At 39.0% G+C, this 21,019-nt stretch carries 16 protein-coding genes; 13 read left to right on the top strand and 3 right to left on the bottom strand.

The features are described 5' to 3' along the window. Positions 1-74: 74 nt before the first annotated feature. Together SKM54_RS07410 and SKM54_RS07405 are read right to left on the bottom strand one after the other, a co-directional pair. Positions 75-1,916, bottom strand: a complete 1,842-nt coding sequence (locus SKM54_RS07410; protein WP_321095008.1) for a long-chain-acyl-CoA synthetase — start codon at positions 1,914-1,916, stop codon at positions 75-77. A gap of 180 nt (positions 1,917-2,096) precedes the next feature. Further along, positions 2,097-5,438, bottom strand: coding sequence for an Rne/Rng family ribonuclease (locus SKM54_RS07405; RefSeq protein ID WP_321095007.1), 3,342 nt, complete (start codon positions 5,436-5,438; stop codon positions 2,097-2,099). A 753-nt stretch (positions 5,439-6,191) separates the two neighbouring features. Here SKM54_RS07405 and SKM54_RS07400 point away from each other — a divergent pair. The 7 genes from SKM54_RS07400 to SKM54_RS07370 all read left to right on the top strand — a co-directional run bounded on the left by SKM54_RS07400 (position 6,192) and on the right by SKM54_RS07370 (position 14,139). Beyond that, complete coding sequence (locus SKM54_RS07400) at positions 6,192-7,157, top strand: RluA family pseudouridine synthase (RefSeq protein ID WP_321095005.1); 966 nt, start codon at positions 6,192-6,194, stop codon at positions 7,155-7,157. Between the two features lie 94 nt (positions 7,158-7,251). Next, on the top strand, positions 7,252-7,908 hold the full coding sequence (locus tag SKM54_RS07395; RefSeq protein WP_321087709.1) for an HAD family hydrolase: 657 nt from the start codon (positions 7,252-7,254) through the stop codon (positions 7,906-7,908). A 408-nt stretch (positions 7,909-8,316) separates the two neighbouring features. Beyond that, the gene (locus SKM54_RS07390) at positions 8,317-9,114 is read left to right on the top strand and encodes a 2-keto-4-pentenoate hydratase (protein ID WP_154771793.1); all 798 of its coding nucleotides are present in this window, start codon (positions 8,317-8,319) and stop codon (positions 9,112-9,114) included. A 37-nt stretch (positions 9,115-9,151) separates the two neighbouring features. Beyond that, on the top strand, positions 9,152-10,045 hold the full coding sequence (locus SKM54_RS07385; protein ID WP_321089351.1) for an acetaldehyde dehydrogenase (acetylating): 894 nt from the start codon (positions 9,152-9,154) through the stop codon (positions 10,043-10,045). Between the two features lie 11 nt (positions 10,046-10,056). After that, complete coding sequence (gene dmpG / locus SKM54_RS07380; RefSeq protein ID WP_311918180.1) at positions 10,057-11,076, top strand: 4-hydroxy-2-oxovalerate aldolase; 1,020 nt, start codon at positions 10,057-10,059, stop codon at positions 11,074-11,076. A gap of 628 nt (positions 11,077-11,704) precedes the next feature. Next, on the top strand, positions 11,705-13,000 hold the full coding sequence (locus tag SKM54_RS07375; RefSeq protein WP_321087708.1) for an OprD family outer membrane porin: 1,296 nt from the start codon (positions 11,705-11,707) through the stop codon (positions 12,998-13,000). Between the two features lie 278 nt (positions 13,001-13,278). Then, entirely contained in the window at positions 13,279-14,139 is an 861-nt protein-coding gene (locus SKM54_RS07370; RefSeq protein WP_154771789.1) for an alpha/beta fold hydrolase, read from the top strand. Positions 14,140-14,528: 389 nt separating this feature from the next. On the opposite strand, the gene hcaR is transcribed toward SKM54_RS07370, so the two are convergent. Further along, on the bottom strand, positions 14,529-15,428 hold the full coding sequence (hcaR, locus tag SKM54_RS07365; RefSeq protein ID WP_321087707.1) for a DNA-binding transcriptional regulator HcaR: 900 nt from the start codon (positions 15,426-15,428) through the stop codon (positions 14,529-14,531). Positions 15,429-15,715: 287 nt separating this feature from the next. Between hcaR and hcaE the strand changes: the two genes are divergently transcribed. From hcaE to hcaD, 6 genes are all read left to right on the top strand, one after another. Further along, positions 15,716-17,083 carry a 3-phenylpropionate/cinnamic acid dioxygenase subunit alpha gene (hcaE, locus tag SKM54_RS07360; RefSeq protein WP_154771787.1) on the top strand — a complete coding sequence of 456 codons (1,368 nt, stop codon included), beginning with the start codon at positions 15,716-15,718 and terminating at the stop codon, positions 17,081-17,083. Beyond that, positions 17,080-17,598 carry a 3-phenylpropionate/cinnamic acid dioxygenase subunit beta gene (hcaF, locus tag SKM54_RS07355; RefSeq protein WP_154771786.1) on the top strand — a complete coding sequence of 173 codons (519 nt, stop codon included), beginning with the start codon at positions 17,080-17,082 and terminating at the stop codon, positions 17,596-17,598. The genes hcaE and hcaF overlap by 4 nt, the downstream gene beginning before the upstream one ends. Next, a complete protein-coding gene (hcaC, locus tag SKM54_RS07350) occupies positions 17,598-17,924 on the top strand; it encodes a 3-phenylpropionate/cinnamic acid dioxygenase ferredoxin subunit (protein ID WP_154771785.1) in 327 nt (108 codons plus the stop codon). The genes hcaF and hcaC overlap by 1 nt, the downstream gene beginning before the upstream one ends. Before the next feature lie 2 nt (positions 17,925-17,926). Next, complete coding sequence (gene hcaB / locus SKM54_RS07345; RefSeq protein WP_154771784.1) at positions 17,927-18,742, top strand: 3-phenylpropionate-dihydrodiol/cinnamic acid-dihydrodiol dehydrogenase; 816 nt, start codon at positions 17,927-17,929, stop codon at positions 18,740-18,742. A gap of 65 nt (positions 18,743-18,807) precedes the next feature. Beyond that, complete coding sequence (locus tag SKM54_RS07340) at positions 18,808-19,770, top strand: 3-carboxyethylcatechol 2,3-dioxygenase (RefSeq protein ID WP_321095004.1); 963 nt, start codon at positions 18,808-18,810, stop codon at positions 19,768-19,770. A 15-nt stretch (positions 19,771-19,785) separates the two neighbouring features. Next, on the top strand, positions 19,786-21,015 hold the full coding sequence (gene hcaD, locus SKM54_RS07335) for a 3-phenylpropionate/cinnamic acid dioxygenase ferredoxin--NAD(+) reductase subunit (protein WP_321095002.1): 1,230 nt from the start codon (positions 19,786-19,788) through the stop codon (positions 21,013-21,015). The last annotated feature ends 4 nt before the right edge of the window (positions 21,016-21,019 follow it).

Below are 21,019 nucleotides of genomic sequence, written 5' to 3'. Positions count from 1 at the left end.
ATAAAGTTGCCTGTGATTGATTATAAATAAAACAAAAATACATCATATAATCAAAAAACAGGCAATTTTTGTCTTTAAAATCTATATTTATAGCTTTCAATGTCATTATAAATTTCAGTTGTAAGTTCACAATATTCATTGCAACCTGGTAAAAGAACAAAAATCTTCTCATTCGTTTGATGGATGTTGAAGCCTTGTTCTTTTAACTTACTTTTTTGATACTTGAATGTACCTGTTGTTTCTACAGTATCTTGAATACGTAAAAATACTGGAATTGCGTAAGCTGGCAATGATTTTTTAAATTCCGTCAACATATCGCATAAATCTTGTTCATTTAATTGAGCACCATCATGCAAAGTAATGGCTGCCATGCCTGCACGACCATTCGTATTTGGAATTTCTACGCCATATACAACAGCTTCGGTAATTTTTTCATAGTCCGAAACAATGTTTTCAACTTGGGTTGTAGAGACATTTTCACCTTTCCAGCGGAAAGTATCACCTAAACGATCTACAAATTGAGCATGTCTAAAACCAATGTCGCGAACTAAATCTCCTGTATTGAAGTAAGCATCGTCTTTTTTCAATACATTTGTCATGACGACGGCTTTATTTTTTTCAGGATCTGTATAACCATCAAAAGGTGAGCGACGTGTGATTTTTCCTACAAGTAAGCCAACTTCACCTTTTTTAACTTTTATACACCAACCATTTTTGTCACGAACAGGTTCATTTTTTTCTTTATCATATTGAATGACTGCATATGGCGTAGGTGAAAATCCAACCGTGTTATCGAAGTTGAATACATTACTAAAACCTACGTTTCCTTCGCTAGATGCGTAAAGTTCAAGAACTTCTTCAATACCAAAGCGTGCTTTGAATTTATCCCAAATATTTGGGCGCATGCCGTTACCAATCATTTTGGTAACACGGTGACCTTTTTCTAATTCAGACTCAGGCGCATCCATTAAGTAACGGCAAAGTTCACCTACATAACCAATGGCAGAGGCATCAAATTTTTGTACATCTTTCCAAAATGAAGATGTTGAATATTTACGTCTAATTGCAAGCGTTGCGCTACTTGCAATAACGCCACACCAACACACAACAATACCTGTTGCATGGTAAAGCGGAAGGGTGCAATACATTACATCATCAGCTTTGAAATCAATTATATGACCATAGGTACCATACGCCAAAGTCCAACGGCTATTGGTGAAAATAACCGCTTTGGGTAAACCTGTAGTACCTGATGTATAAATATAGAATAATCCATCCTTACCTTGCACAGAACGAGTTGTAGGTGTGTTAAATGTTGGGAAACTAGCAATTTCATGCGCCAAATTCACAAAACCTGTTGGTGTTTCACCCGCATCTTTTAAGGTTTCTTGGTCTGCGAACCAGTGAAAGCGATTTTCAGGAATTTCTAGGTCATGACGAATTTCATCTACAGCAGCACAACATTCTTCACCCGAAATTACAGCAATTGGTTTTACCAAATTAATGCTATGTGCAAGAACTTTGCCTACTTGAGATGTATTTACAAGGGCAATAGTAACGCCAATTTTTGCTAAGCCGAGAACTGTTGCTAGCATTTCAGGGCGGTTTTCCATCATAAGTGCAACAACATCACCTTTGTTTGCACCAATAGATAGGTAATAGTGAGCAATTTGGTTTGCCCAATTATTTAATTCTTGATATGAAAATGCTTGATCTTGATACCTTAAAGCACAGCCTTGAGGGTTGCGTTTAACGGCGCTTTCAAATGCGATACCTAGACCCGCAGGAGAGTTTGAAGTACGTAAATAAGCTTGCTTAAGGCCAGTCACTAAATGAGGTAACTTACTCATGAATTTAGGAATTTTTGCTGCGACTTCTTTAAAACCAATGAGATCGCTTTGTGAATTATGGCTCATAAGAATCCTATTATTTTCGTAAATCAGTATCATCATTATTTGTTTATGATGAATTTCAATAAATTACTACACTTGTCTTTTAATCGTTTCTGACTAGTGCAATCAACCTAAATTGACAAAATTACCAAAAAAAAACCAGTCACCGAAATGACTGGAATTTTTTTACCTACAACAAGTCAATTATGACTCTGGTGTAGTGTCTACTTTTTTCGGTGGACGACCGCGAGGACGACGAGGTCTTGCAGGCTTGTCTTTCGTTGAAGTTGCAGAATCTTCAGCAGATTGCTCTTCTGTAGTTTCAGCTGCTTGAGCAACTTCGTTTACAGTTTCTTCTACTGATTCTGTAGTTGTTTCAATAGGAGCTTCAACAGCAGGCTCAACGGTTTCTGCAGCCTCAACAATTTCGGTTACAGGTGCTTTAACGGCTTCTTCAACAACAGGTGTTGCTTCTTCAGCTTGTTGTGCTTTATCTGCTTCAATGTGAGCTTGTTTAGCTTGCTCATGCGCTTGTTCAGCAGCAAGTTTTGCTAAACGACGACGCTCACGCGGATCATTTGCAACACGATTGTCTGAAACAGGTTTTGGTGGCGTAAGGTCAAGTACAGGAGCTGGTTCTGCTTCTGGAGTTGCTTTACTTACTTCAACATCACGCGTTACAGGCTTTTTCTCGGCAGCAGGTGCTGTATTTTGAGATGCTAAGCTTGCAGCATATTCACTAGTGAATTTTGCCAATGCACGATTGAACGTTGGAATTAATCCAAATTGTTCAATAAGAACAGAGCAGTCATCGCCGTATACATGGCGGATTAAAGAATCCACTGTGTAATTTGAAAGCGTAGGAACTTGAGTTGGTTTTAACTCAGGAACTTGTGCTTGTTCGTTACGTTGACGACGATTTTGACGAGGGTCATTACTTGCACGTTTTACTGGTTGCTGCGCTTGTTTGTTCGCATAATCAGCTTTTTTGTGTGCATGAGGTTTTTTCTCGGCAACTTCTTTTTGTACAGGTGCTGGTTTTGTTTCTTCAACAATTGTAGCTTCTACAGGTGTAACAACAGCAGCAGTTTGAGGTTGGCTTAAAGCAATAATTTCACTTTGAGCTTGATCAACATTCACAACTAAAGCAGTTGGCATCACTTCTTGTTGAGGGATATCAATCATTTCAACTTTAACGTAATTTTGATCGATAGTAGCTTCAACAACAGGAGCGACTGGTGCAGTTGCTTGTTCGTTCAATACGCTTGGATCGCGGTGGCGATTTGGACGGTTTGGACGCTGTTGGTTATTGCGGTCACGACGTGGAACAGCAGTTTGTTGTTCATTGTTTAGAACTTCATTTTGCTGTTGTTGGTCATTATTGTTGTGATGACGACGAGAATTACGTTTGTTTTCACGTGCTTCTTGGCGTTGTTCTTGGCGAGATACTTGTACAATTTCTTCATGTACTTGGTGTTGTACATTGTCTTGTTGTACTTGTTCGCGCGGTTCTTTGTGCTTGTTATTACGTGGCTTCTTGTTGTTGTTTGGACGTTGAGTCTTCTCGTCACGCTCTAAAGGTTTGTCCATTAGATCGCGTTGTTCAGACTTATTCGCAACACTTGAAGGTGCCAAATAAGCATTATTTGCTTGCGCAACAGGAGCACGTTGTTGGGTTGGGGCTTGAACTTGGTTATTTACTTGACCAAATTGACCACGACTTACAGCACCACCATTTACCATTTGCTCAATTGCAGATGCAGCATTGTTTGCTGTGCGAGATTGATCAATTGTTGTTGCTTGCTTTTGAACAAACAAGTTTTCTAACCAAGCACAAGGGCTTGTAGATGCTTGAGCAGGAGCAGCTTTTACTTGCTGTTGCTGAACTTGTTGTTGGTTCGCATGTTGCGGACGGCGCTTTTGATTTGGATTTTGGTTTTTATGAGCATTTTGCTGTGCAGGAGCAGGAGCTGCTGCATGAGTGTGTTGCTCTTCTTCTAAATGCCACTCTGAAGATTCATAACCCAATTCTTTTTCGCTATTACGAGTCGCTTCAGTACGTTCGTAGCTTGTTGGCGCAAAGCCTTCAGGGTTAAATGAAATTTCGTAATGTGGTGTTTCTAAATGCGGGTGAGGCAATACAGTTACACGTACATTGGAAGTTTGTTCTAAGTAAACAAGGCTGTGACGTTTTTCATTGAGCATGAATGCTGCAATTTCAACAGGAACTTGAACTTGAACTTCACCTTGGCGTTCACGAAGTGCAATTTCTTCCACTTTACGCATAATAGAAAGCGAAAGTGAACGAAGGTCACGAACCATACCTGTACCATGACAGCGAGGGCATACATAACCAGTTGCTTCTTCTAAAGATGGACGTAAGCGTTGACGGCTCATTTCCATTAAACCAAAGCGAGATAATTGACCGAACTGAATACGTGCACGGTCACTTTGAGTTGCTTCACGAAGTTTTGCTTCAACCATGCGTTGGTTGCGGTCTTTCGTCATATCGATGAAGTCGATTACAACTAAACCACCAATATCACGTAAACGTAATTGGCGAGCAATTTCTTCAGCAGCTTCTAAGTTTGTATTTAAAGCTGTTTCTTCTACGTCATGTCCGCGAGTTGATTTCGCAGAGTTAATATCTACAGAAACTAAAGCTTCTGTTTGATCGATCACGATAGAACCGCCTGAAGGAAGCTTAACTTCACGTTCATAAGCAGTTTGAATTTGGCTTTCAATACCAAAATGAGCAAATAAAGGCTCATTTAATGTATAGGTTTTTAATTTGTCTAATTGGCGTGGCATTACTGCTTTTACGAAGTTATATGCTTCGTTATACGCTTGCTCAGAATCAATTAAAATTTCAGCAACATCATCACGTAAGTAATCACGAATAGCGCGTGTAACAACACCTGCTTCTTGGTGAACTAACATTGGAGATGGACCTGAGTTTGCAGTAGTTTGGATTTGTGCCCAAAGATCTAGCAAATGTTGAAGGTCAAGTTGTAATTCTTCTTTAGAACGACCAATACCTGCTGTACGAACAATAACGCTCATACCGCGTGGCGTATTTAAAGACGCTAACATTTCTTTCAATTCTTCACGAACTGAACCAGAAATTTGACGACTAATACCGCCACCTTTAGGGTTGTTTGGCATAAGTACCAAATAACGACCAGCAAGTGAGATAAAAGTAGAAAGCGCAGCACCTTTGTTGCCACGTTCTTCTTTTTCTACTTGAACTAAAAGCTCAGTACCTTCGGTGATAAGTTCACGAATATTAGAAGTTTGACGAGGGTCTGCTTTGTAGTATGAATTTGCAATTTCGCGCATAGACAAGAAGCCTTGACGACCTGCACCATACTCTACAAATACAGCTTCTAAAGAAGGTTCAACGCGAGTCACGTGACCTTTATAGATGTTTGATTTTTTTTGTTCGCGTGTACGATTCTCTAAGTCGAAATCGTAAAGACGCTGTCCAGTGACAAGTGCAACGCGAATTTCTTCGGCATGTGTTGCATTAATCAACATACGTTTCATGGGTGTAACACCTTATAGTGATACACAGCAAAGCATCGCTAGGTCACGTAGCGAACATCAAGAACTACGAATCAACTGCTCAAATCTCAAATAAACTCATTGTGATTTGAGCTCTCTTTTACCGGCCTTTTTAGGTGGGCTTCGGTTTATGATTTACGTACCGATGATGACAATACGGCTTCAATCTTTAAACGATTAAAGTCACCTGTGCGATTCACTGGCGGACTAGCGGTGTATTGGATGTGAATAACTTTCACTGTCACAGTGCTCGAAGCACATCCTTTTTTTAAGGTGGCTTGATACGGAATTATCATCGTACCTGTGCAACTGTGCAGATCCAATACATCAACGCTGTAGCCTGAATTTAGCATCAGGGAGCGACTCATCTGATGTGTATCAGTTTACGTTTAAAGCCAACTTTAAGTTGGCGACATATTTTTTAAGCCAAACTGATTTATGTACCTGAGGTACAATTAAACGCAACAGTTTGTGTTTTTGCCGATATAATAAGCCTTCGGCGTCGGCATAATTCTTTTGGGACCTTTTCGTGTCCGTGAGTATTAACGTGAATAATTATGTTCAGAATAATCTGAAAAAATTAGACCAAACTCACAAACGATGGTTTCCGTATGTCGACTATACCAAACCTTGCATCATCTGCCTATGGGCTAAGCTTATGTTTCTTGTGAAAAGTATAGCTCAAATGATCAGTTTTTAATCAATTTTAGTATTTTTTTAGGTCACAGTAACTGTATGAATTCTACGCAAGAATGGCAAAATGTCACTTGGTTTGAAGTGGATGAACATCAATCAGGTCAACGTATTGATAATTTTCTATTTACTCGTTTAAAAGGCGTTCCTAAAAGTCGTATTTATCGTTTAATACGTGAAGGACAAGTGCGCGTAAATAAAAAGCGTGTTAAAGCTGAAACCAAGCTTGCCATTGGTGATCAAATTCGTGTTGCACCAATACGTTACGAGCAAAAAGATGAAACTGTAGTACCTGTTTCAGACAAAGTTGCACAAAGTTTATTAAGCCGTGTTGTTTATGAAGATGAAGGCTTAATGGTGGTGAATAAACCATCGGGTATTGCTGTGCATGGTGGTAGCGGTGTTGCTTACGGTTTAATCGAAGGTTTGCGCGCAGCAAGCGGTAAAAAATATTTAGAATTAATTCATCGTATTGACCGAGATACCTCTGGCTTGGTGATGATTTCTAAAAAGCGTAGTACTTTGAAATCGCTTCAAGATATGTTGCGTGAGCATAAAATTAAAAAGACTTATGCTGCGGTTGTAAAAGGGAAAGTTGCTTTAGATAAACAACTTATTGATGCGCCTTTACATCGTTATGAACTTGCAAATGGCGAGCGTCGAGTTTGTGTGTCTAAAGAAGGTAAAGAGTCTAAAACGCAGTGGAATGTTGCAGAGCGTTTTATGCATGCAACCTTGGTTTATGCATCTCCACTTTCAGGTCGTACGCATCAAATTCGTGTGCATGGTTTAAGTATTGGTCATCCTTTGGTGGGTGATGAAAAATATGGTCATGAAACTACGTATAAAGGTCCTAAACCACGTCGTTTATGTTTACATGCAATGCGTTTAGAAATTCCAGGTTATGAAACGATAGAAGCGCCATTACCTGAAGATATGCAAAATATTGTGGCGCAATTGCGTGCACAAAAAGCAGATAAGCCAGTTGTTTCTTTGGATGATGAGTAATCTTTTTTAGTAACTCTCTCTCAATTCCTTTCCTTTAAAGGAAGGGGTTGGAAGAAGTAAGAAGTTAAACATCGAGTCAAATTTAGGAAATTTTATGACATCATCAGTAGAACTCATCATTTTTGATTGGGATGGAACTTTATTTGATTCGGTTGGGCAAATTGTTAAAAGTTTAAAATTTGCAGCAGAGCAGTTTAATCAACCTTTAACGGATGAAGAAGCGAAAAGCATTATTGGTTTAGGTTTGCCTGAAGTAGCGCAAGTTTTATTTCCAAAAGTGCCAGAGCTGCATGAGCAACTTTTAAAATGCTATGGCGATCATTATGTTGAACATTCTAAAGGGGATGTTTGGTTTGATGGTGTGGCAAAGATGTTGCAAGAACTTCAGGACTTGGGTGTTCAATTGGCTGTTGCAACAGGTAAAAGTCGTAAAGGTTTAGACCGAGTATTAGCACAAACTCAGAGTACACATTTATTTCGTGCAACACGTGCGGCAAGTGAAACAAAATCTAAGCCTGATCCGTTGATGCTTGCTGAAATTTTGGCAGAAACAGAAGTGAATGCTGAAAGTGCAATTATGGTTGGTGATACTTCTTACGATTTAGAAATGGCAAAAAATATTGCTATGCCTCGTGTTGGTGTGACTTATGGCGTACATACTTCTGAAGTCTTAAATTTATATTCGCCATTATGTGTTGTGCAAAATGTTGAAGAGCTTCATGCTTTTTTAGTGGCACAAGTAAAAGCTTAAATACGCTAAATTTTTGAATATAAATGCCCAGCTTTAAGTTGGGCATTGTTTTATCTGTCTAGTAATTTAGTCGTAGATATTTTTTAACTTAAAAACAGCGAGTTACTTAGACACACTAAAAACAAATAAGAAGACTTGGATTTAATAAATAACTAATTGTTTTTGAATATATAAACCTGAGTTTAATAATAGGTTTTGAGTATTGCTAAAAATAAAATAAGTATTGGTAATCTAGCTGCAAAATCCCGATTCTAGTCAAATTCATAGATATATGCGCTTGTTAAGTACGATTAAACTTAGACATTTTTACAGTAATTCTTTGTGTGAATACTGTTCATTACTTGGTTTTATCTTTTGTGCTTAATAGCGTCATTCATCCTAAAAATTTTGCAGTTTAAGGAAACATTGATGTCGAATTCTGCTGTTGTTGAATCGGTTGCGCAAGCATTACGTGATGCTGAATTGTCAAAAACTGCGATTGCTCCAATTCGCCCACAATTGGGTGGTGAAAGTGCTGATGTAGATATTGCATACGCAGTTCAAGAAGTGAATACCAATCGTGCGCTTAAAGAAGGTCGTCGTTTAACAGGTCGTAAGATTGGTTTAACGTCTAAAGTTGTTCAAACGCAATTAGGTGTAGACCAACCTGACTTTGGTATGTTGTTTGCTGATATGGCGTACGGCGATGGTGAAGCAATTCCTGCGGGATTATTGATTCAACCAAAAGTAGAAGCAGAAATCGCATTAGTGATCAATAAAGATTTGACGCAAGAAAAACATACTTACGCTGACATTATTAGCGCAACTGAGTATGCACTTCCTGCGGTTGAAGTTGTAGATAGCCGTATCGAGAATTGGAAAATCAGCTTGATCGATACTGTTGCAGATAATGCATCTTCAGCAGCGTATGTGCTTGGTTCACGTCCTGTGAAGCTAGAAAACCTTGATCTTGCTAACTGCAAAATGACCATGAAACGTGGTGATGAAGTAGTTTCACAAGGCATTGGTAAAGCGTGTTTATCGAATCCTTTAAATGCAGCAGTTTGGTTGGCAGACGAAATGGTTCGTCGTGGTCGTCCATTACTTGCAGGCGATATTATTTTAACAGGTGCTTTAGGTCCAATGGTTGTAGCTCATCCTGGCGATGAATTCGTGGTTGAGATTGAAGGCTTTGGTTCAGTTACTGCTGCATTTGCCGCTGAATAACATTGTTGGATAAATCGGAATTTAAGAGAGTACATTCATGAAAAAGATTAAATGTGCAATGATTGGTCCAGGTAATATTGGTACCGATTTGCTTTACAAGTTACAACGTAGCGAATGGTTAGAGCCAGTTTGGATGGTAGGTATTGATCCTACTTCTGAAGGTCTTGCTCGCGCGGCAAAAATGGGTTTAAAAACCACTGCTGAAGGCGTTGATGGTTTACTTCCTCACGTTATTGCAGACGACATTAAAATTGCATTTGATGCAACTTCTGCATACGTACATGCAGAAAACAGCCGTAAGTTAAATGAACTTGGCGTGTTAATGATTGACTTAACACCTGCTGCAATTGGTCCATTCTGCGTACCACCAGTAAACTTAGAAGCTTTACTTGCTGCTGGCGAAGTGCCGAACGTAAACATGGTGACATGTGGCGGCCAGGCAACAATTCCTATGGTTGCTGCAGTTTCTCGCGTTCAACCAGTTGAATATGGTGAAATCATTGCAACTGTATCTACAAAATCTGTAGGTCCAGGTACACGTAAAAACATTGATGAATTCACACGTACAACTGCGGGTGCAATTGAGAAAGTTGGTGGCGCGAAACAAGGTAAAGCAATCATCATCATCAACCCTGCTGAGCCACCACTAATGATGCGTGACACAGTTCATTGTTTAGTTGAAGGTGAGCCAGATCAAGCTGCGATCACTGAATCTGTACATGCGATGATTAAAGAAGTTCAAAAATACGTGCCTGGTTACAAGCTTGTAAACGGCCCTGTATTTGATGGCAATCGCGTATCTATTTATTTAGAAGTAGAAGGTCTTGGCGATTTCTTACCGAAATACGCAGGTAACCTTGACATTATGACTGCTGCTGCAGCACGTACTGCAGAAATGTTTGCAGAACACGTATTCAACAAAGAAGCTTAAGGAGCAACCACATGTCTAAGATTATTGTTCATGATATGACTTTACGTGATGGTATGCATCCACAGCGCCATCAAACAACTGTTGAGCAAATGATTGCAATTTCAACAGCACTTGATGACGCAGGCGTACCTTTAATTGAAGTTACACACGGTGACGGCCTTGGTGGTTCATCTGTAAACTACGGTTTTGCTGCTGCAACTGATGAAGAGTATTTATCTGCTGTTGTGCCACGTATGAAGAATGCAAAAGTTTCTGCATTACTTCTTCCTGGTATCGGTACGGTTGACCATTTGAAAATGGCGCATGAAATTGGTGTTTCTACTATTCGTGTGGCAACTCACTGTACAGAAGCAGACTGTTCTGAACAGCATATTACTGCTGCACGTAAGTTAGAAATGGATACAGTGGGCTTCTTAATGTTGGCTCACATGGCAACACCTGAAAAATTGCTTGAAGAAGCGAAGAAGATGGTGTCTTACGGTGCAAACTGTATTTATGTAACAGACTCAGCGGGTTACATGCTTCCTCAAGATGTACTTGATCGTGTAGGTCACTTACGTCAGCATTTAGATTCAAGCATTGAGCTAGGTTTCCACGGTCACCACAACTTGGGCATGGGTGTTTCTAACACTGTTGCTGCGGTTCAAGCTGGTGCAGTACGTGTCGATTTAGCATCTGCTGGTCTTGGTGCTGGTGCAGGTAACACGCCACTTGAATTATTCATCGCTGTTGCTAACCGTATGGGTATGGACACTGGCGTTGACTTGTTCAAAGTACAAGATGTTGCTGAAGACTTAGTAATTCCAATGATGCACAATCCGATCCGTGCCGATCGTGATGCTGCAACTTTAGGTTATGCAGGTGTTTATTCTTCATTCTTGCTATTTGCTAAACGCGCAGAAGCGAAATATGGCGTATCTGCACGTGAAATCTTAATGGAACTTGGTCGCCGTGGTACTGTTGGTGGACAAGAAGACATGATTGAAGATTTGGCTTTAACAATGTCTAAAGCACGTGAGTTACAAGCTTAATTGTTAAAATTAAGTTTTAAAAAAGCGCCCTAAAGGGCGCTTTTTTTATATTTTAAATGCTCTGTCTACTTTTTTTGTTTAATTTTTGGTTTTGAATTACAAGAAGAATAAGTTGATTAAGATAATGAATATAAACCTGATAGCTATCTGATTATTTAAACGGGATTACATGATGCTTAAAATCAATGTTCTGTAAAACATTTTATTCAAAATAAAGAATAATTTTACTACTACGTAAAGATTATTTATGAGGGTAAGTTAGGTTTATAGGTATTTGTTGAAGTGTTGTTATCTATAAAACAATAGGAAATACTTATAAGTGATAATTATATAATTTACGTCTTATTTTGTAATTAAAACTTAATATGAATAAGTGAAAAGTGTTTTTTTGGGATTTTTTAAAACAAGCTAGAAAATTAACTGAATAGCACAGTATTTGATGAAAAACGATAAATAAATTAAAAAAATGAGTTAGATTTAAAAAGAATTAAAAAACGTGGAATTACGCGAATATTTTTAATATTAGTTCCCTGAAATCAAAATCTTACTACTGTCGTCTGATTTAATGTTCAACCATAGTTCCGCATGATGACGTCATAACGAAGTTTAATGATTCTAGGAATTAGTCATGCGTCACCAATCACTATGGATAGCAATCTGTGCGGCAACTGCTGCATTGGGTACAACTGCAACGAATGCAGATTTTATTGATGACAGTAATGTTCAATTAAAATTCAAAAATTTCTATTTAGAACGTAATTATGATGATCGTTCAGATTTGAATTATGGTAACTGGACACAAGCAATCACTTTAGATGCTAAATCTGGTTATCACGATGTTGGTGCTGGTATTCAAGTTGGAGCTGATCTTTTGGCTCAATATGCGATTGGTTTGAAATCGCCAGATACTACCAATGATATTCATATGCCTTATAGCAATGCGGATCAAAAAACTCAGCGTGATAATGCAAAAATTGGCGCAACTTTAAAAGTTAAAGTAAGCGAAACAGAATTAAAAGTAGGTGATTTATTACCTATGTCACCTGTAATTTTCTTCGATCCATCGCGTCAACTATTAACAACATATAGTGGTGCATGGTTAGAATCTAAAGACATTAAAGATACTAAATTAACGTTAGCTTACATTGATGGTATCAACGCACGTTATGACAACCAATATCAAAATTTAACTTTATTCCCGCAGAATGATTTTGCTAAAGCTGAAGCTGCTAATAAATCTACTGATGATGGTATGTACATTTTTGGTGTTGATCATCAGTTTACCCCTAAAATTGGTGGTAGCTACTGGTTTGCAGATGTAACGAATATCTATAAACAGCATTATGTTGCTGCAACGTATAAAACTAAATTAGCTGAAAAAACTAATTTCGATGCTCATGTTCGTTATTTTGATAATAGCGAAACTGGCGATAAGTTATATGGTGAAATTGATAGCCAAGCACTTTCTATTGGTGCAAAAGTAAATCATGGTATGCATACAGTTCAACTAGGCTACCAGGAAATGTTTGGCGATCATGGTACAGAAGCGTCTTTATTTCCTACATTGGGTGGTTGGGTTCCACAGCCATATTTAGACAACTGGTCTGTTGCAAGTTTTATTCGTAAAGATGAAAAATCTTGGAGCCTTGGTTATACCTATAATTTTAAAGAAATTGGTGTGCCGGGTTTAACTGCAACTGTACGTCATTTCCAAGGCTGGAATATTGATACTGCATCGGCAGGTCGCGGTCGTGAAAATGAAAATAATGTGATCGTGAATTATGTTGTGCCTGAAGGTAAGTTAAAAGGTTTAGGTTTTAACTATATGTATATTGATACGAATTACACGAATATCAATGTTCCAGGCACTACTAGTAATTTACAAGAACATCGTATCGCAACAACGTATACATATAAGTTCTAATTTACGTAGTTTAAATCCAGAGGGTGGATTTTGGAGCGATTCGAATTTGAATCGCTCTTTTTTTCTTTGAATATTACTTTAAATGAGTTTAATTAAATTAAATTGTTTAAAAATAGTTACTTATATAATCGTTTTTTTATTGAGAGTGATTCAAAATTTGTATGAGTTTGCATCAATCAAAACGGTAAGATAAAGCTCTGAAAAAGTAATTTTAACGAATGAACTTTAACCTTTAGTACCAATCAGGCTGTGGGTTAAAGCCAAGATAAGGAACCGGTATGAGTACTGTTCAAATCCCTGAATACACTACAGATGCATTCTTTGGTTTAGAAGACAAATGGATTGAAACCGCTGAAGGTGAGCTAACGCATTATCATGAAATTGGTGAAGGTACTCCAATTTTGTTTTTACATGGTTCAGGTACTGGTGTATCGGCTGCGGCAAACTGGTGGTTAAACTTACCGCAAATTGGTGAGCAAGCTCGTTGTATCGCTATCGATACAATTGGTTATGGTCAAACTGTTGTTGCACCTAATACTGCTTATGGTATTCGTGCTTGGGTTGATCATGCAGTGCGTACTTTAGATGCTTTAGGTATCGAAAAAACTTGGTTAGTAGGTAACTCATTAGGTGGCTGGTTAGCTTTCCAAATGGCAATTGATTATCCAGAACGTATTTTAGGTATCGTATCTATGGGTACGGGTGGTGCGGTTCAAACTGCAGCACTTAAAGCACATGCAAACCCTGTACTTACAGAAGAAGGCATTAAGAAAACGCTTTCTATGTTTGTTGTGAACAAAGATTTGATTACTGACGAACTTGTAAAAGTACGTTTTGCATCTGCACAAAATGACGTAGCATCTGATCGTTTGATGGATGTTGTTGGTGCACGTGATCGTGATCGTTTTGAATTCCCATTAGACTTTGAAAAAATGAAAGACATTACTGTTCCAGTATTGTTAATTCATGGTACGCAAGATGTTGTAATTCCTGTTTCACGTACTTGGGATATTTTGAATGTTGTACCAAATGCTGATGCTCATATTTTCAGCCAATGTGGTCACTGGTCTCAAGTTGAAAAAGCAGATGAGTTCAATACTGTAATTAAAAACTACTTAGCTGTTCATGGCGTAAAGTAAGTTTAAAAAAGAACTAAAAAGGATGGCGAAATGCCATCCTTTTTTATGAGAAAAATTGAGTCAAGATTTTTTGGAGAATCGTTTTTATTCGTTGCGATTGTTATAAATATAAATTTTTGTTCAATTTGGGGTGTTACAGTAGGTTTGCACTGTGTTTAGCGTATTAGACTTAAGTTGTAATTGATAGGAAATGGTGCAATTCTTAATTCTTATTTAATAAAGATGTCATCTTTTTCATATTTAATTTTATAAATTTTACTTAAAAAAGCCTTATACAAAAGTCTAAGAATATGAGGAAGCTTTACACAAAAGGCAAATAAAAAGGCTTCACTATTTTCTGGTGAAATAATGAAGCCTTGTAAAGTAGATTAGATTTTCTATTTTGATAATTATTTTCGATCAAAATCTAGATAAAAAACACGAGTCAAAAGCTCCATAAAGCGTTTTACCGCATTCGATGTGTTGTCTTTGCGGTGGCTGACATACAAATCGATTTGTGGAAGCTCAACATTCAGTGGACGCACTACAGAGTGATCCATGCTTAGTGGGGTAATGTATGCGGGTAAAATTGTACAGCCTAAGCCCATACCAATTGAGTTGATGTTAAATAAGATGTTATCTGCTGTTTGAACAATATTAAATTCAATGCCATGTTCTTTAGCAAAATTTAGAATGGTGTGATGTAGCGTATATGATTGTTCGCTTGATGGAATAATAAAATCTATACCATTCAAGGCTTTCACGGGAATTCGGTCGTATTTAGCTAAAGGATGATCTTTAGGTAAAATAAACATGAGTGGCTCACGTAAAACAAAAGTACTTTCGATTTCCTCGCTTGTAAAGTTGTGACGTGTAAAGGCGATATCTATGTCACCTTTCTTTAAAGCCTTCATTTGTTCATTGTTGTTAAGGCTAAGTAATTCAATTTTTAAATCTGAATTCTGTACGCGTAAGTTAGGTAAGACGTAAGGGAAAATCTTCATTTCAGCAACAGGAACAAAGCCAATACGAAGCATTTGTTGTTTTGCTTGAGAAACTTGGCGTGCCATTGCAACGGCTTTATCTGCTTGTGCAAGGGTAAGGCGAGCTTGCTCTAAAAACACAGCACCTTCATCAGTAAGTTCAACTTTACGTTTGGTACGGTTTAAAAGTCGTACCCCAACATCTTCTTCTAAATCTTTAATTTGTTGGCTTAATGATGGTTGAGCAGTGTATAGCTTTAAAGCGGCTTTGCTGAAGTTAAGTTCTTCTGCAACGGTAATGAAGTATCGAAGATGACGCAATTCCATATAACCACCCCTTAAGATTAATCTAAAAAAAGTCTTACAACTGACTTTTAAGTATAATCTAGAAATGATCTGAGGGTGAAGCTTATATAGGTATTTAGATAAAAAATGGAAAAATAGTGAATTATTTATTAAATATAATAGATATTAATAAAATCCCAATTATTAAGCTTTAAAATATATTAATTGAAACAAAAAAAATATTTCACGAAAGCACTCCGAAAATCCATCATCGTTGAAAAGTTTGAGTCTATGACTTTGTGCCATTGAACTGGTCACAGGAGATTTTCATGAGTGAAAAAATTGATGTGCGCGAAATCGATGCTTTAGTCGATGCACAAAATGGACGTATCACGCCATCTATTTATACAGATCCAGACATTTACGAGCTAGAGCTTGAACGTGTATTTGGTCGTACTTGGTTATTCCTTTGCCATGAGAGCCAAATTCCTAAGGCTGGTGATTTCTTCAATACCTATATGGGTGAAGATCCAATCATCGTGGCACGTCAAAAAGATGGCTCAATCAAAGCATTTTTAAACCAATGCCGTCACCGTTCTATGCGTGTAAGTTTCGCAGACTGTGGTAACACACGTGCGTTCACTTGCCCATACCATGGTTGGTCATATGGTGTTGATGGTTCATTAAAAGATATCCCGCTTGAAGACCGTGCTTACCCTCAAGGTGCATGCAAAGAGAAATGGGGCTTAGTTGAAGTTAACCGTGTTAAATCTTACAAAGGTTTAATTTTCGGATGCTGGGATGAAACTACTCCAGATCTAGAAGAATACATGGGTGATATCGCTTGGTACTTAGATGGCGTTGTAGATCGTCGTCCAGGTGGTACTGAGATCATCGGTGGTGTTCATAAGTGGGAAATCGAATGTAACTGGAAATTTGCAGCTGAACAGTTCGCATCTGACCAATATCATGCTTTGTTCTCGCATGCGTCTGCAATTCAAGTATTAGGTGCTAAACCTGATGATGAATCTTCTAAGAAATTAGGTGCTGCGCAAACTGCTCGTCCTGTATGGGAAACTGCGAAAGACGCAATCCAATACGGTTCACGCGGTCACGGTTCAGGCTTCTTCTTCACTGAAAAACCAGATGCTAACGTTTGGGTTGATGGTGAAGTTGCAAACTACTTCCGTGAAACATACGAAGAAGTTAAAGAGCGTTTAGGTGAAACTCGTGCATTGCGTTTAGCAGGTCACAACACCATGTTCCCAACACTTTCTTGGTTAAACGGTACTGCAACACTTCGCGTATGGCACCCACGTGGTCCAAACAAAACTGAAGTGTGGGCATTCTGTATTGCTGATGCTGAAGCATCTCAAGAAGTGAAAGAAGCATTTGAACGTTCTGCAACTCGTGCATTCGGTCCTGCTGGTTTCTTAGAGCAAGATGACTCTGAAAACTGGATCGAAATCCAAAAAGTTTTACGTGGTTATAAAGCACGTAAGAACAAACTCATTATGGAAATGGGTATGGGTAACGAGAAAATTCGTGAAGATGGTATTCCTGGTATTACCAACTACATTTTCTCTGAAACTGCAGCACGTGGTATGTACCGCCGTTGGGCAGACTTATTAATTCATGAAAAATGGGAAGACGTTGAAGCTGCGGCTGACGAATATGAGAAGGAGCTTATGAAATGAGTCAAATCAGTTTAGAACTTCATCACCAAATTAGTCAGTTCCTTTATCAAGAAGCCAAGCTTCTTGATGATTGGAAATTCCGCGACTGGTTAGATACGTTAGCTGAAGATATTTCTTACACGCTACGTACGACACCAAACGCACAAACCCGTGACCGTCGTCGTTCGGTTGAACCACCTACAACTTGGGTGTTCAACGATTCGAAAGATCTTTTAGAACGTCGTGTTGCACGTCTTGAAACAGGTATGGCTTGGGCTGAAGAGCCTCCATCACGTACAACTCACATGGTGAGCAACGTGATCGTAGAAGCAACTGAAGTAGAAGGCGAATACGATGTGTACGTAACTTATCTCCTATACCGTACACAAAAAGAGAAAGACGTCGTGATTTACTGTGGTAAACGTCATGACAAGATTCGCAAGGTTGAAGGTGGCTTAGGCTTCCAAATCTTTAACCGTAAGATCATGCTTGACCAAGTTACTTACAGCTCACATAACCTGAGTGTGTTCTTCTAATGAATAAGATTTTTGTATGCCAAGTTGATGAATTAGACGAAGGCGAAGCATTAAAAGTGGATTGTGGCGTAAACGGTATCGAAGCGCTTGCAGTATTTAATAACGGTGGTGAGTTCTTTGCAATGAACGACCGTTGTTCACACGGTAATGCATCTATGTCTGAAGGTTATTTAGAAGACGATGGTACTGTGGAATGTCCACTTCACGCTGCACGTTTTTGTTTAAAAACAGGTGAAGCACTTTGTTTACCTGCAACTGATCCAATCAAAACATTCCCAGTAATTGTTGAAGATGGTCAATTGTTTGTAGAGATGGCAGGAGAGTAATCATGGGTTGGCTACAAGGCGAAGTTGCACTAATCACAGGTGGTGGTTCAGGCTTAGGCTGGGCACTTGTTGAACGTTTTTTAGAAGAAGGTGCACAAGTTGCTGTTCTTCAGCGTTCACAAGATAAAGTTGATGCATTGAAAGCACATTTTGGTGACCGCGTGCTTGCAATCGCTGGTGATGTAACCAACTATGAGGACAACGTCCGCGCTGTAAATGCGACTGTAGAACACTTCGGTAAGCTCGATTGTTTCGTTGGTAACGCAGGTATCTGGGATCATTACGCAGATATCGTGAATACCTCAGGCGAAATGCTCGATAAAGCATTTAATGAAATTATGGGTATTAACACCAAGTCTCTTATTCTTGGTGCTAAGGCTGCATTAGATGCATTGATCGCTTCTGAAGGTTCTATCATATTTACTTTGTCTAATTCAGCGCTTTATACAGCAGGCGGAGGCCCTGTATATACAGCATCTAAGCATGCTGCGTTGGGTGTGATGAAAGAATTAGCGTATGAGCTTGCGCCTAAAGTACGAGTGAACGCTGTTGCTCCTTCAGGTATGAATGTGAATATCAAGGGTGCTGCATCATTAGGTCAAGAGAAACTTGGTTTACTTGATGCGCGTGATCCTGAAAAAATTGGTCGCGGTATGCCACTTGGCTTTTTACCTGAACCTGAAGATATGACAGGTTCTTACGTGCTTTTGGCTTCTCGTCAAAACAACCGTGCTTTGACTGGCGTTGTTATTAACGCGGAATGCGGTCTAGGTATTCGTGGTTTACGTCAACCACGTGCTGGTTTCTTTGACGAGTAATCTTGCTCAAAGCAAACAGGATTTATTCGGCAGCCTTTTGGCTGCCTTCCGTTTAGGAGTCTCTCATGGCCGTTAAACTTATTTGTGCATCACATAGCCCTCTTATGGAATTTGCTGCTCCTCAAGAAAAGCATAAAGAGGTAGCTGTACGTGAAGCATTTACAAAGCTTGCAAAAGAAGTAGAAGCATACGATCCAACACTGATCATTACTTTTGGTCCAGACCATTTTAATGGTTTCTTCTATGACCTAATGCCAAGCTTTTGTGTGGGTATCCGTGCGAAAGCTGCAGGCGATTGGGACTATGGTAAAGATAACGATCACATCAATGTACCAGAAGACACAGCATTAAATTTAGTGCGTCGTGTACTTGATGAAGGTGTGGATGTTTCGTATTCATACCGTATGCAAGCCGACCATGGTGTAACTCAGCCACTACATTTCTTATGTAATGGTCGATTAGATCGTTACCCAACGATTCCTGTTTTCATTAATGGCGCTGCTGCACCAATGCCTACAACAAAGCGTACAGTTGCTTTAGGTCGTGCTGTTGGTCAGTTTATTAAATCATTAAATCTTGAAAACGAACGTGTACTTGTATTAGGTACAGGTGGTCTTTCTCATGATCCACCTACACCGCAAATGGGTTCAGTTCCTCCTGAAGTGGAAGAATTCCTAATTGCTGGTCGTAATCCAACAGAAGAAGCACGTAATGCGCGTCAAGGTAAAATTATTGCTGTAGGGCAAAAGCTTGCAGCAGGTGATACTTCAGTTGCAGTGCCGCTTAATCCGGAATGGGATCGTAATCTTCTTGAAACTTTCAAGAATGCAGATTTCGCAACAATGGAAGCAATGACAGAAGCTGAAATTCGTCGTGATGGTGGTCGTGGTGGTCAAGAAGTTCGTTCTTGGATGGCTGCATTTGCTGCATTACACGAAGTGGGTGAGTACGAAATGACGACTCATTGTTACGAAGATATTAGTGAGTGGATTGCGGGCTTCGGTATCGTATCTGCAGAATTGAAATAATTTAAGGTTGAAAGCATGAGCAACATCGAAACTGTTGTAATTGTAGGTGCTGGTCAAGCAGGTGCAAGTGCAATTTTAGAACTTCGAGCTAACAAATACGAAGGCAAAATCATTTTGGTTGGTGATGAAACTCATCTTCCTTATGAACGTCCGCCTTTGTCTAAAGATGTAATTTTAAATCCTGCTGAGACAAAAATTGAAATTTTGTCTGAACAGAAATTAGCAGATTTAGGCGTAGAAGTTATTCGTGGTAACGGTGTTGTGAAAATCAACAGCGAAGCAAAAACAATTGATCTTCAAAATGGCGATAGCGTTGCATTCGATAAATTGTTGCTTGCAACAGGCGGTGCAGCACGTCGTTTACCAAACTTCGATGCTTTGGGTAAACACGTTTATACGCTTCGTAATTTAGAAGATTCTCAAGCTTTAGTACCTGTGCTTCAAGCTGGTCGTCGCATTGTATTAATTGGTGGTGGCGTAATTGGTTTAGAGCTTGCTTCATCTGCGCGTTACAAAGAATGTAATGTGACAGTAATTGAACAAGGTCCTATGGTAATGGGTCGTTCATCTCCACGTGTGTTAAGCGAATTCTTATTGGCTCAACAGCGTTTAGCAGGTGTTGATGTTCGTTTAGAAACGAAAATCGCAGATTGCAAATTGGATGGTGAAGAAGTTGTTATTACGCTTGAGGGCGGTGAAGAACTTCGTGCTGATGCTGTAGTTTACGGTATTGGTATTGTGCCAAATGCACAGCTTGCAGTTGAAGCTGGTCTAGATGTTGATTTTGCAATTAAAATCAATGAAAACTGCCAAACTTCAAATGCTGATATTTATGCGGCAGGCGATGTTGCAACTCAACTTCGCGCAGATGGTGAATTCCGTCGTGTTGAAACTTGGGAAAATGCAAATATTCAAGCAGGTGTTTTTGCACGCCATGTAATGAATGTTGAGCATCCTGTAGAGAATCCTGCATGGTTCTGGACAGATCAACTTAACATCAACTATCAATTTGTTGGTGATATGGCTGCTGCTGAATGGCTTGTTCGCGGTGAGATTAATCCAGAATTACGTCAAGAATCATCATTTGTTTTATTTGGTGTGACTGATGGTGTAATTGTAGGTGGTATCACTGTAAATGCTGCAAAAGAAATGCGTCACTTGAAAAAGTTGATTAGCAAGCAAGCTGCATTTGAAGCGGATAAATATTTAGATATTAGCCAAGATCTTCGTAAGCTAGTGAAGTAATATT

Source organism: Acinetobacter faecalis (assembly GCF_034187745.1).
Lineage (GTDB): Bacteria > Pseudomonadota > Gammaproteobacteria > Pseudomonadales > Moraxellaceae > Acinetobacter > Acinetobacter faecalis.
This window is presented reverse-complemented; position numbering and strand designations above follow the sequence as displayed.

What these genes read in the sequence shown, in the direction of transcription:
- SKM54_RS07410 (WP_321095008.1), bottom strand. Translation starts at nt 1,916, where the DNA reads ATGAGCCATAATTCACAAAGCGATCTCATTGGTTTTAAAGAAGTCGCA.
- SKM54_RS07405 (WP_321095007.1), bottom strand. Translation starts at nt 5,438, where the DNA reads ATGAAACGTATGTTGATTAATGCAACACATGCCGAAGAAATTCGCGTT.
- SKM54_RS07400 (WP_321095005.1), top strand. Translation starts at nt 6,192, where the DNA reads ATGAATTCTACGCAAGAATGGCAAAATGTCACTTGGTTTGAAGTGGAT.
- SKM54_RS07395 (WP_321087709.1), top strand. Translation starts at nt 7,252, where the DNA reads ATGACATCATCAGTAGAACTCATCATTTTTGATTGGGATGGAACTTTA.
- SKM54_RS07390 (WP_154771793.1), top strand. Translation starts at nt 8,317, where the DNA reads ATGTCGAATTCTGCTGTTGTTGAATCGGTTGCGCAAGCATTACGTGAT.
- SKM54_RS07385 (WP_321089351.1), top strand. Translation starts at nt 9,152, where the DNA reads ATGAAAAAGATTAAATGTGCAATGATTGGTCCAGGTAATATTGGTACC.
- dmpG (WP_311918180.1), top strand. Translation starts at nt 10,057, where the DNA reads ATGTCTAAGATTATTGTTCATGATATGACTTTACGTGATGGTATGCAT.
- SKM54_RS07375 (WP_321087708.1), top strand. Translation starts at nt 11,705, where the DNA reads ATGCGTCACCAATCACTATGGATAGCAATCTGTGCGGCAACTGCTGCA.
- SKM54_RS07370 (WP_154771789.1), top strand. Translation starts at nt 13,279, where the DNA reads ATGAGTACTGTTCAAATCCCTGAATACACTACAGATGCATTCTTTGGT.
- hcaR (WP_321087707.1), bottom strand. Translation starts at nt 15,428, where the DNA reads ATGGAATTGCGTCATCTTCGATACTTCATTACCGTTGCAGAAGAACTT.
- hcaE (WP_154771787.1), top strand. Translation starts at nt 15,716, where the DNA reads ATGAGTGAAAAAATTGATGTGCGCGAAATCGATGCTTTAGTCGATGCA.
- hcaF (WP_154771786.1), top strand. Translation starts at nt 17,080, where the DNA reads ATGAGTCAAATCAGTTTAGAACTTCATCACCAAATTAGTCAGTTCCTT.
- hcaC (WP_154771785.1), top strand. Translation starts at nt 17,598, where the DNA reads ATGAATAAGATTTTTGTATGCCAAGTTGATGAATTAGACGAAGGCGAA.
- hcaB (WP_154771784.1), top strand. Translation starts at nt 17,927, where the DNA reads ATGGGTTGGCTACAAGGCGAAGTTGCACTAATCACAGGTGGTGGTTCA.
- SKM54_RS07340 (WP_321095004.1), top strand. Translation starts at nt 18,808, where the DNA reads ATGGCCGTTAAACTTATTTGTGCATCACATAGCCCTCTTATGGAATTT.
- hcaD (WP_321095002.1), top strand. Translation starts at nt 19,786, where the DNA reads ATGAGCAACATCGAAACTGTTGTAATTGTAGGTGCTGGTCAAGCAGGT.